The organism is Gilliamella sp. B2969 (genome assembly GCF_026536195.1).
Lineage (GTDB): Bacteria > Pseudomonadota > Gammaproteobacteria > Enterobacterales > Orbaceae > Gilliamella.
In genome coordinates this window covers 82,080-94,313 of sequence record NZ_JAFNOP010000009.1, presented here as the reverse complement: position 1 = coordinate 94,313, position 12,234 = coordinate 82,080, and the positions used below count along the sequence as shown (strand labels likewise).

Below are 12,234 nucleotides of genomic sequence, written 5' to 3'. Positions count from 1 at the left end.
TTTATTATGGCTTTAAGATAATTAAACATTAATTAATGCCTAAAACGATACTCCCACCAATGGGGTGGGAGTATTTTAGCGTTTTTATAACTGAATCGATAACTTATTTAAGTTCTAACTCATTCATCGCCGCGATGCTAAAGCCACCATCAACATGGATGACTTCACCCGTAATGCCTGACGATAAATTTGAACATAAGAATGCTGCTGAATTACCGACATCTTCAATCGTTACTGTACGACGAATAGGCGTTACTGATTCACAATGTGATAACATCTTTTTAAAGTCTTTAATGCCTGATGCGGCTAAAGTACGAATAGGGCCAGCAGAAATGGCATTGACACGAATACCTTCAGGTCCCATTGCATTTGCCATATAACGTACATTTGCTTCTAAAGATGCTTTAGCAAGACCCATAACATTATAATTAGGAATTGCACGTTCAGCGCCTAAATAAGAAAGCGTGACTAATGCTGAGTTAGGATTTAGCATTGAACGACAAGCTTTAGCCATCGCAACAAAGCTATAAGAGCTAATATCATGCGCAATGGCAAAACCTTCACGCGTTACCGCATTAACATAATCACCATCTAATTGATCACCTGGTGCGAAGGCGATTGCATGAACAAAACCATCGAATTTATCCCAAGTTTTAGCTAGCTCTGTAAATAATGTTGTGATGCTTTCATCATGCGCGACATCACAAGGTAAAACGATTTTAGAATTAAAATCAGCAGCAAACTCTTCAACACGGCCTTTTAATTTTTCGCTTTGATAAGTAAAAGCTAATTCTGCGCCTTCACGGTGCATCGCTTTTGCAATACCGTAAGCAATAGAACGATTACTTGCAACGCCGGTAACCAGTATGCGTTTACCTGTTAAAAATCCCATAAATTGTTCCTCTAATATTTATTACTCTATATTTTAGAATGCTGATGATTATATGTTGATATAGTTAACTTCGCTACTATAAATTTATTTTTCCTGATTTAAACATCATTTTATTTATAAAAAGTAAGTTGTTTATTGGGTTAATACTTGACTATAATAATCAACTATTAGATAGCATTGTTGGTACTTCGTGATGAAAGATAAAGATTTAGTTTGCTACAAAACGTTTCCTGTTTGGGATGCAAAAACGTTACCCGATTTGTTTCGTGAAAAACATAATACACAACTAGGCACTTGGGCAAAATTAAACATTATAAAAGGTCATATCAATTTTGATATGTTAACCGAGCAAGGCGATATCGTTTCTCAATATGTTTTTGATGTTGAGCATCAGCCTCCATTTATTGAGCCTCAGCAATGGCATCGAATAGCTCAAGTTTCAGATGATTTGCAGTGCCAGTTGGCTTTTTATTGTCAACCTGAGGATTATAGCCAGAAAAAATATCAGATGACTAAAACCCATTCTGACGTGTTGGAAGTCTGTCAAATCATTCAGGCCGGAAAAGCGCTAGATTTAGGTTGTGGTTCAGGTCGTAATTCACTCTATCTACAGCTACTTGGTTTTGATGTTGATGCCGTTGATAAGTCAGAAATGAGTATTAGTAATTTACAAGAAATTATTGCAAACGATCATTTATCGCATATCAATGCATCTATTTATGATATTAACCAGGCTAATTTAAAAGGTAACTACGATTTAATTATTTCAACTGTTGTAATGATGTTTTTACAACCAGATAGAATTCCCGATATCATTCATAATATGCAAAACATAACTAAAACGGATGGTTATAATTTAATTGTTTGCGCTATGTCAACTGATGATTTTCCTTGCACTGTAGGATTTTCGTTTACGTTTAAAGAGAATGAGTTACTTAATTATTATCAAAATTGGGACATCCTAAAATACAATGAAGATGTTGGCGAACTGCATAAAACGGATATCCATGGCAACCGAATAAAGCTCCGCTTTGCGACGCTGTTAGCCAAAAAACGATAATATTACAGGAATTTATCCTGCAATATCTTTTTAATTATTTCTCCAGTATCTTACCTACTTCAAACCATGCTTTGCGAGAGTTCAATAGATCTTGAGCTGACATCGGTTTTTTACCTGCGGGTTGTAAAAGTGTCATATTTAATGCGCCATCACTTGTTGCAATACATATCCCTTTTTTATCCGCTTGTAAAATAGTACCAACAGGTTGATTGTTGGATGTTTTTATCACTTCTGCTTGCCATACCTTTACTGGCTCGCCATTAACGTCAAAATAACTCACAGGCCAAGGATTAAAGGCGCGAATGCAACGTTCAAGTTGCTGTGCCGATAGGTTCCAATCAAGTTTAGCTTCTTGTTTAGATAATTTTTCAGCGTAAGTAACCTGTGATGGATCTTGTTTTTCGGGTTGGATTTTTCCTTCGGTAATTAGTGTTAAGGTATCAAGTAGTCCTTGTGGACCTAATTGTGCCAGTTTGTTATATAACGTTGCACTGGTATCAGAAGGTTCAATTGGACAGGTGAGCTTATATAACATATCACCCGTATCAAGCCCGGCATCCATTTGCATAATCGTAATACCGGTTAAAGTATCACCTGCCCAACAAGCGCGTTGAATAGGAGCTGCGCCGCGCCATCTTGGTAATAATGAACCATGCACATTTAAACAACCTAGTTTAGGCATATTAAGCACAGCTTGCGGTAAAATAAGACCATATGCCACCACAATCATAATGTCGGCATTGAGCTCAGCAATGATTTTTTGATTTTCTTCAGTTTTGAGTGTAGCTGGTTGATAAACCGGAAGATGATTTTCGATAGCTAATTGTTTAACCGGACTTGCCGTTAACTTATTACCACGCCCAGCAGGACGATCGGGCTGAGTAAAAACAGCTATCACATTATGTTTCGCTTCGATTAAAGCTTGTAGGTGTTTGGCTGCAAAATCAGGGGTACCTGCAAAAATAATGTTTAATGGCTTGATATTTTGTGGCATGTATCTTTATCCATAATCAGAAAATAATGAGTGGCATTATAACTGAAATTTTCTTGAGAATCTTTAAACAGAAAGGCGCTTAATTGATAATTAGCGCCTTTGCTTCAAGATAGAGAATAAGTAAAAATTTTATAAAGGTAGATTTCGTTTAATCATACATTCACGAAATATTTCAAAAAGTTTATTTTGTTTTTGTATGCCTTTTTCGTAATAAATACCATGATTTAATATAATCCAGAACCAATCGTCTTTGAAGCTTTTTAACATTCTATATTGTCCATTCAGTCTAAAATTACTTATTTTCCCTGATTTAATCATCCTTAAAGACCAGACCATTTGTATTTGAATTATCAAACTAAGGACTGCAAATATGCCAATTATAACCGCTGCTGCGACACAAGTCCCCATTATTGTTTGTAAAAATTCACTCATTTTTTATATCCTTATTTATAAAAATTTATTTTTATAACTAGAAGTTTTAGTACTTTTTATTCTAGTATAGTCATCAAAAATTTACTTTATTATAAAATTAAAACGGGAAGAATATTGGCACTAAAGCAATATCAACCGCCATCACTAAAAAGGTTAATGGTACGCCAACTTTAACAAAATCACTAAAACTATACCCCCCAGGCGCAACTACCATCGTTTTAACTGGCGAAGAAACGGGTGTGATAAACGACGCCGAGGTTGCGATGGCAACAGTCATAGCGAATGGATAAGGGGAATAACCAAATTTTAAGGCTAAATCAATCGCAATTGGCGCGATTAATATGGCGGTCGCTGTATTAGAAATAAATAATCCGACAATTGAACATAATAAAAAAACAAAGGTAAGTACCATATATGGACCAAAAGATCGTAAATGGACTTCAAGCCAAGCCGAAATGAGTGATATACCACCAGTTTTATTTAGTGCTAATGCAAAAGGCATCATCCCTATAATTAAAATTAATGTTGGCCAGTGTATTGACTTGTAGGCATTAGTCATATCAATGCATTTTGTTGCGCCCATTAATAAACAGGCAATAAGTGCTGCAACAACATTTGGCACAATACCGGTTACCATTAATATAATCATGATAGCTAAATTAATTAAGGCAGCATAAGCTTGTGAGCTTGCTGGAGCAATGTCATCGATATCGGAAGGATAATCGAGTACTACAAAATCACTGGTACGGGTTTGTAGTTTTTGAATTGATCCCCAATCTCCACAGACTAACAGGGTATCACTCATTTCTAATCGTTCTTGGAATAAGTTATTAGTTTCAACAGGAGCATGATTGCGCCAAATACCGATTACGGTCAAAAAATATTTACTACGAAAATCGATTTCATTAAGTGTTTTACCACATAAGCTTGATTCCGGTAATAAGGCAACTTCAGCCATACCGACCTCTTTAACTTGTTCTGAAAAATATTCACCACGCAATACCTTAGGTTCAAGATTATTGGTATTTAGAAAAGTACGATAGTCAGCTTCGGAGTGTGACATATCAAGCAGTAATATATCGTTTTCTCTAAATTCCGTTGAACCATTGACGGGAATAAGAACCTTTTGGAATTTACGCCAACGTTCAATACCAATAACATTTACGCCATGTTCACTACGCAAGTGTAGGCCATCGATGGTTCGACCAACAAAAGGTGAACCCGCTAAAATTTGCGCACGATGTGCTCGACCAATTAATTTATAGTCACGAATCAAATCCGTAATTCGTCGTCTTTGCGGTTGAATTGTTGTTGGCGCAAGTTGATCTGCGGTAAGCAACCAGTTACGAGTTAATACACAGTAAATAAGACCAACAAACAATACGCCTAAACCTATTGGCGTAATTGAGAAAAAACCAAACTCAGTTAATTTAAAATGGCTAAGTTCACTATTTACGACTAAATTTGGTGCAGTTGCAACTAAAGTCATCATACCGCTAATAAGAGCGGCAATACAAAGTGGCATCATCAATTTTTTGACATGAATACCCGTATGGTTGGCAATACTGATAGCAACCGGAATAAAAATCGCAACTACGCCAGTAGAACTCATTATTGAACCAAGTAGAGCAGAGCCCAGCATAATATAAATGATGATACGAATATCGTTCTTACCCGCTATTTTTAGGATATATTCACTCATTTTAAACGATATACCGGTTCTAACTAGGCTTTCACCAATGATAAATAATAATGCAATAAGAACGATATTGGGATCGCTAAATCCGGCTAATGCTTCAGATGGTGTTAATATACCTGTAATGGTAATAGCGGTAATTGTCAGTATCGCTATTATGTCCATTCTCAATTTACTAAACGAAAATAGTAAAATTGCGATCAATAACAATATACAAATAATTAATAATGGAAAATATTGGGATAAATAATCAGGTAACAGAGCAGAAATTGATGATATTAACCCATGCTCAGATGACAATTGTTTCACAAAAGCAACTCTATGAAGTAAATACTATGTTAAACATAATACATTGATTTATTGTAATAGGGAATATTATCCAATCAAGTTATCTTAAAATTGACCACTTTATTATTACATTTTTAACATTTTCTGCTGTTTTTTTTATAACCTATTCGCATTATGGCAAAGTAGGTGTAATTTATGCATCTAAAAGTGGAATAAAACAATAAAAGTTTTTAGGAGAAACTATGTCATCAAAAAAATCAGTAGCACAAATTATAGTCGATGTTTTAGGTGAAGCCGGAGTTAAACATTGTTATGGGATTGTGGGCGATACATTAAACCAAATTACATCTGCCATTAAAAAAAGTGATATTGAGTGGGTGCACGTTCGTCATGAGGAAGTGGGGGCTTTTGCTGCAGGCGCTGAAGCTTATCTAACTGATCAAATAACTGCATGTGCAGGTTCATGTGGACCAGGAAGCTTACACTTTATTAATGGTATTTACGAAGCGCAACGTAATAAAGTGCCGGTTATTTTATTAGCAAGCCAATTGGTTACTTCACAAAGAGGAACTGATTTTCCACAAGAAGTTGATTTTCCATCTGTTTATAAAAATTGTTCGGTATTTTGTCAGGAAATAAATGATCCAACACAAGCAAGACAAATAACCACAGCGGCAGTTCAAGCTGCGATTAATCAACGAGGCGTTGCTGTTTTAGTCATTCCTTATAATATTAGTTTAGAAAAAGTAGAAGATAATAGTGGTCATAAAATTTACCATCCTAAACCAATTATTCATCCTTCTAACGAAGAACTTAATCAAATTGCTGATATATTAAATAAAAATCATAAGATAGCAATCTTTGCCGGACAAGGCGCTCATGAGGCTCATGATGAATTAATTGGTCTTGCAGAAAAACTAAAAGCGCCAATTGTGCATACATCAAGAGCCAAAGATTTTGTTGAATATGATAACCCATATAATGTGGGTATGACTGGTATGTTTGGGGTTGAATCAGGTTCGACCGCAATCAAAGATTGTGACGTACTACTGATGTTAGGTGCTGATTTTGCTTGGTCACAATTTTACCCAAATAAAGCAATCATTATCCAAGTTGACATTGATGCTACGCATCTTGGACGACGTCATCCTGTGAGTGTGGGCGTTGTTGGTAGTACTAAACCAACAATTACAGCTTTATTGCCATTAATTAACGAAAAGCAAGAGACAGCTTTCTTAGTGAAATGTCGTGAGCTATACACCAAGTCAATGAATAAATTAAATAAAAAATCAATGCCTTCAAAAGCAACCATTCATCCTCAATATTTAACTGAATTAGTGGATAAATATGCAACAGATGATGCGGTTCTTTGTGCTGATGTTGGATCTGCTATGGTTTGGGCATGTAGACATTTTAATACTAATGGTAAAAGACGCACCGTAATTAGTTTAAAACATGGCACAATGGCAAATGCGATGCCTCAAGCGTTAGGTGTACAAAAGGCATTTCCTAATCGCCAAGTCATAACTTTATCTGGTGACGGTGGTATTAGTATGTTGATGGGGGATTTATTAACCACCATCCAAGAAAAATTACCAATAAAAATTATCGTACTTAACAATGGTTCACTTAATTTTGTTGAATTAGAGCAGAAAGTAGAAGGATTAGTTGATCATTATACCGACCTACAAAACCCTAATTTTGCTAAAGTTGCTGAATCTATGGGATTGTTTGCAATAAGTGTAGAAGACTCTGATCTGCTTGAAGCAGCAATGCAATCATTTTTATCACACCCAGGCCCTGCATTGTTGGATGTGAAAACCAGCTCAAATGAGCTTGTTATGCCACCTGAAATCCAAGCGTCACAAGTGATGGGCATGGCACTTTATAGTGTAAAAGCCTCATTGCACGGCAAAATGGGAGATGTAGTTGATTTGTTAGTGGATAATTTCATTAAAAAATAATTCATGCTAAGTCGCCTAATGATGTATCATGAAGTTTAAGATAAAGGCTAATTACATGATATATTAAGATTTCTGCCGCAACATGCGGCAGAAAATCGAATTAAAAGCTCACCGCCCCTTGTTCTGCTGAAGTTAAATTTTCCCGAATAACCGAAAAAAGCTCACGGCCATAGCCATAATGAGAATCATGTAAATCAAACGCATAAGGTTGACGCTTAGCGAGTTCAGCTTCATCTACAAGTAAAGTGATTTCACCCGTTTGACCATTAACTCGAATAATATCACCCTCTTGCACTTTACTTAACAATCCCCCTTCGTAAGCTTCTGGCGTCACATGAATTGCTGCTGGTACTTTGCCTGATGCACCAGATAATCGACCATCCGTTAATAACGCAACTTTGTACCCACGATCTTGTAAAACACCGAGTGGTGTAATCAGTTTATGTAATTCAGGCATACCAATTGCTTTTGGTCCTTGATAACGAACAACAACAACACAATCTTTATCTAACTTACCTGCTTTATAATCTGCATCTAAATCATATTGACTATTAAATATTACTGCTGGTGCTTCAATTATTTGATGCTCTTTAGCGATGGCAGACGTTTTCATAATAGCTCGCCCTAAATTGCCAGACATGACTTTTAAGCCGCCATGTGAATCAAATGGCTTTTTAATTGATGCGATAACATTTTCGTCGAGTGATTTGTTTGGACCTTCGCGGAAAATTAATTTACCATTTTCTAAAATAGGCTCTTTGGTATAGTGGCTAAGACCTCGCCCAACAACAGTTTCAACATCTTCGTGTAATAGACCACCTTCAAGCAATTCTCTGACAAGTAGTGATGTTCCTCCGGCAGCTTGAAAATAATTAATATCAGCTGGGCCATTTGGATAAATTCGACATAAGAGTGGAACAACTGTTGAAAGATCCGAAATATCATCCCAATTAACGATAATCCCAGCAGCCTTAGCCATAGCAACAATATGCATTGTTAGATTGGTTGAGCCACCTGTCGCGAGTAATGCAACTAGACCATTTACAATTACTTTTTCATCAACCATTTTACCAACAGGCATATAATTACCTGATTGATTTGTGAGGCGGGTAATTTGCTGCGCGGCTGCATTAGTTAACTCAAAACGTAATGCTGTTTCTGGATGGACAAATGCGGCTCCGGGTAAATGTAATCCCATAAGTTCAATGACCATTTGATTACTATTTGCGGTGCCATAAAAAGTACACGTTCCACTGGTATGGTATGACGCTGATTCAGATTCTAATAAATCTTCGCGAGAGGCTTTTCCTTCTGAATAGAGCTGGCGTATACGAACTTTTTCTTTATTTGGCAAACCTGAAGGCATTGGGCCGGCTGGTATAAAAATAGCAGGTAAGTGCCCAAAAGTGAGCGCGCCGATAAATAATCCTGGTACAATTTTATCACATATACCAAGATATAAAGCGCCATCAAACATATTGTGTGACAAACCAATAGCAACTGACATAGCAATGATATCTCGACTCATTAACGAAAGTTCCATCCCCGGCTCACCTTGCGTAACGCCATCACACATGGCCGGTACACCGCCAGCCATTTGGCCAACAGCACCTAGTTTATGCAGCACTTTTCGTATCTGTTCTGGATAAAACTCATAAGGTTTATGTGCTGATAACATATCGTTATAAGCACTAATAATGCCAATATTACTTTTTAATATATTTTTTAAGTCATTTTTATCATCAATACAACAAGCGGCAAAACCATGTGCTAAATTACTGCAAGGCAGATTGGCTCGATTGACTCTGTTAGACATGGCATGTTCTATTTTCTGTAAATAAGCTTCACGCGAAGCTTTTGAGCGCGCTATAATACGCTGTGTAACTGCTTGAACTGTTGGATTCACATTAACCTCGTAATTTTTATTGTTATATTCTTTTAATTTTTATATGTTAAAAGCAGTGGCAAATTGAACGGATGACGTTTTCAGTATCGTTGATAACCCCTGCTAATGGCTGTTCGATATTGATGGTATAAACCTCTTTTTCATCAGGCGTCGGCTCTTCTAAGGTATCAAATTGTGATTGCAACATATTGGCTTTTTGATAATGCCCTTCACGTTTTGCTAACCGTTCAGCAATAACATCAAAGCTGCCTTTTAAGTATATAAAGTGAACATTTTCATTTTCACCCCGAATAATATCTCGATAGCGTTTTTTTAACGATGAACAAATTATAATCGAAATATTATTAACATTACTCATTGCAAATGCTGCATTACTGATTAAATGGAGCCAAGGCATACGATCATCATCATTTAATGGGATACCATTACGCATTTTTATGATATTTGCTTTAGAGTGTAAAAAATCACCATCAAGAAAAGCAGCATCAAAGTCATAAGCCACTTGCTTTGCGACTGCTGATTTTCCGCAACCAGATACTCCCATAAAAACAAAAACTTGTTTATTTTTTTTAGTCATTGTTTATCCTTATTATTCCTTTGTTACGGGTAACATTTTGTCACATTAATCTTTTTTTGCAATAGATAAAACATTTTTTTGTGATCGTGATCAGATTTTATCTTTTGCTATCTCAATTAGATGGAGATGATTTATTTCTCTTTATTTGAAAAAAATAGATTTCGATCACAAAACTTATTATTGCTGTTTGCTTTTATATTCGAAAGAAAATAATCTTTCGAATATAGCTTTTGTTTTCGAAATAACATAAATCAAGTATGGAGATTAATTATGAAAAAATGCCGGCTTCTTTTCGAAGACAACCTTGTTTTTAAAAATCAATTAGAAGCATTAACCTATATCAGTCAGCAATTGCAGCAAAAAACAATTGTTAAAAAAAGTCATTTGCAAGCACTTATCGCAAGAGAAAATGCCTTTCCAACCGGCATTGCATTTGATAATTATGCTGTTGCGATTCCTCACTGTGAAGCTGAACATGCCAATACCCCTGCTATTTTTATTTTGCGAACAGGTTCACCGGTTGCTTTCAATCGGGCTGATGATGATAGTTTAGTTGATGTCTCGCTAATTATTTCGTTAGTTGTTACCTCGCCTGCAGATCAATTAGCGCTTTTAAAAGCCTTATTTACTAATTTGCAACATGAAGAATTTTATCAGTTTCTTCTAAATGCATCGCAAGAACAAATTACGACGCATTTTGAAAAAGTAATATTTCATCAATGAGTTACAGGAGTTTTTATGAAAAAAAAGATTATTGTTGCCTGTGGTGGTGCTGTTGCAACTTCGACATTAGCCGCGGAAGAAATAAAAGAACTATGCAATGAAAATAATATTCAACTTGATCTTATTCAATGTCGTATAAACGAAATAAACACGTTTATTGATGATGTCGACTTAATTTGTACTACAGCAAAGATGGATCAACAGTTTGGTGATATTCCTATTGTACATGGCATGCCTTTTGTGTCTGGTGTAGGTATCGATCAACTTAAACAAAAAATCTTATCTATTTTAAAAGGATAAATCTATGTTTACAGAAATTATGCAGTACATTTTGGATCTAGGTCCATCAGTAATGTTACCTATTGTCATTATCCTATTTTCGTTAGCATTAAGAATGAAACTGGGTGATTCATTAAAAGCTGGAATCCATATAGGTATTGGTTTTGTCGGTATTGGATTGGTTGTTGGTTTATTAACTAGTTCGGTCGGACCTGCGGCGCAAGCAATGGCGGAACGGTTTGATATTAGTCTTAGTATTGTTGATGTTGGATGGCCTGGTGCAGCGCCAATGACTTGGGCCTCACAAATTGCCTTAGTTGCCATTCCTATCGCCATTGTCGTCAATATAGTTATGTTAATTTTAAAATTGACGCGTGTGGTGAATGTTGATATTTGGAATATCTGGCACATGACATTTACAGGTGCACTTGTTTATATCGCGACTGGTTCTTATTGGTTAGGTATTTTAGGTGTTATTGTTCATGCCATTATTGCTTATAAATTAGGTGATTGGTTTGCTAACGATACAAAAGATTTTTTTGAGTTAGATGGAATTGCCGTGCCTCATGGTACCTCAGCATATTGTGGTCCGATAGCTGTGTTTGTTGATACAGTAATTGAAAAAATTCCTTTCATTAACAAAATTAATTTTAATGCTGTTGATATGCAAAAACGGTTTGGCGCATTTGGCGAACCGGTTACAGTTGGTTTATTTATGGGGATATTGTTAGGATTACTTGCAGGTTATGGCGTCAAACAAACATTACAACTGGCGATTCAAACCGCGGCAGTCATGTTATTAATGCCTAGAGTGATTAAACCCATCATGGATGGATTAACTCCCATTTCTAAACAAGCACGTAAACATTTACAATCAAAATTTGGCGGGCAAGATTTTTTAATTGGTTTAGATCCTGCCTTATTACTCGGTCACTCAACAGTCGTATCTGCCAGTTTAATTTTTATTCCATTAAGTATTTTTATTGCAATCGTTCTTCCCGGTAATGAGGTATTACCTTTTGGTGATTTAGCAACAATTGGCTTTTTTATCGCAATGGGTGTGGCGATTCATCAAGGCAATCTGTTTAGGATTATTATTTCCGGTTCAATCATTATTGCTATTACGCTTTGGATTGCAACTCAAATGGTGCCACTAACCACTCAGCTTGCCGTCAATGCCGGTACTATTACTGCTGGTAATGGCATCTCGGTTGGTGCGATGGATCAAGGTGGTTCGCCTATTACCTATATCATGGTTCAGTTAGTTAATTTAAATCAACCTATTGGTTTTGCAGTTATTGGTATCTTTTATTTGTTCTGCCTGTATTTAACCTGGAAACGAGCACAAAAACATAAATTATTGCAACAGCAAATAATAGCAAAAGACCAGATAAATCAATAAATTCGAAGTTGCACTTTAAAA

The 12,234-nt window shown here is 36.1% G+C and carries 11 protein-coding genes; 5 read left to right on the top strand and 6 right to left on the bottom strand.

Translation table 11 applies throughout. The annotated features are described in order from the left end of the window. Positions 1-103 precede the first annotated feature (103 nt). Entirely contained in the window at positions 104-892 is a 789-nt protein-coding gene (gene fabI, locus J3U66_RS09445; protein ID WP_267333928.1) for an enoyl-ACP reductase FabI, read from the bottom strand. 193 nt (positions 893-1,085) lie between these two features. On the opposite strand from fabI, the gene tehB reads away from it, so the two are divergent. Beyond that, positions 1,086-1,952 (top strand): SAM-dependent methyltransferase TehB, encoded by an 867-nt coding sequence (gene tehB, locus J3U66_RS09440; protein ID WP_267348809.1) that lies wholly within the window; start codon positions 1,086-1,088, stop codon positions 1,950-1,952. A 34-nt stretch (positions 1,953-1,986) separates the two neighbouring features. On the opposite strand, the gene fmt is transcribed toward tehB, so the two are convergent. From fmt to J3U66_RS09425, 3 genes are all read right to left on the bottom strand, one after another. Beyond that, complete coding sequence (gene fmt, locus J3U66_RS09435; protein WP_267333926.1) at positions 1,987-2,946, bottom strand: methionyl-tRNA formyltransferase; 960 nt, start codon at positions 2,944-2,946, stop codon at positions 1,987-1,989. Between the two features lie 129 nt (positions 2,947-3,075). Further along, positions 3,076-3,378, bottom strand: a complete 303-nt coding sequence (locus tag J3U66_RS09430) for a hypothetical protein (protein WP_267348807.1) — start codon at positions 3,376-3,378, stop codon at positions 3,076-3,078. Positions 3,379-3,475: 97 nt separating this feature from the next. Further along, entirely contained in the window at positions 3,476-5,293 is a 1,818-nt protein-coding gene (locus tag J3U66_RS09425; RefSeq protein WP_369126357.1) for an SLC13 family permease, read from the bottom strand. A 311-nt stretch (positions 5,294-5,604) separates the two neighbouring features. Here J3U66_RS09425 and J3U66_RS09420 point away from each other — a divergent pair, with 311 nt between their 5' ends. After that, positions 5,605-7,326: a thiamine pyrophosphate-dependent enzyme gene (locus J3U66_RS09420; protein ID WP_065634472.1), complete on the top strand. Its 1,722-nt coding sequence runs from the start codon at positions 5,605-5,607 to the stop codon at positions 7,324-7,326. 100 nt (positions 7,327-7,426) lie between these two features. On the opposite strand, the gene edd is transcribed toward J3U66_RS09420, so the two are convergent. Together edd and J3U66_RS09410 are read right to left on the bottom strand one after the other, a co-directional pair. Beyond that, positions 7,427-9,232, bottom strand: a complete 1,806-nt coding sequence (edd, locus tag J3U66_RS09415) for a phosphogluconate dehydratase (RefSeq protein WP_267333925.1) — start codon at positions 9,230-9,232, stop codon at positions 7,427-7,429. 46 nt (positions 9,233-9,278) lie between these two features. Beyond that, entirely contained in the window at positions 9,279-9,809 is a 531-nt protein-coding gene (locus J3U66_RS09410; protein WP_267348805.1) for a gluconokinase, GntK/IdnK-type, read from the bottom strand. A gap of 270 nt (positions 9,810-10,079) precedes the next feature. Between J3U66_RS09410 and gatA the strand changes: the two genes are divergently transcribed. Genes gatA through J3U66_RS09395 form a run of 3 tightly spaced genes read left to right on the top strand, consistent with a single transcriptional unit; the run spans position 10,080 to position 12,213 of the window. Then, the gene (gene gatA, locus J3U66_RS09405) at positions 10,080-10,532 is read left to right on the top strand and encodes a PTS galactitol transporter subunit IIA (RefSeq protein WP_267348803.1); all 453 of its coding nucleotides are present in this window, start codon (positions 10,080-10,082) and stop codon (positions 10,530-10,532) included. A 15-nt stretch (positions 10,533-10,547) separates the two neighbouring features. After that, positions 10,548-10,832, top strand: a complete 285-nt coding sequence (gene gatB, locus J3U66_RS09400) for a PTS galactitol transporter subunit IIB (protein ID WP_065634476.1) — start codon at positions 10,548-10,550, stop codon at positions 10,830-10,832. A gap of 4 nt (positions 10,833-10,836) precedes the next feature. Next, a complete protein-coding gene (locus J3U66_RS09395) occupies positions 10,837-12,213 on the top strand; it encodes a PTS galactitol transporter subunit IIC (RefSeq protein WP_267333922.1) in 1,377 nt (458 codons plus the stop codon). Positions 12,214-12,234: the final 21 nt, after the last annotated feature.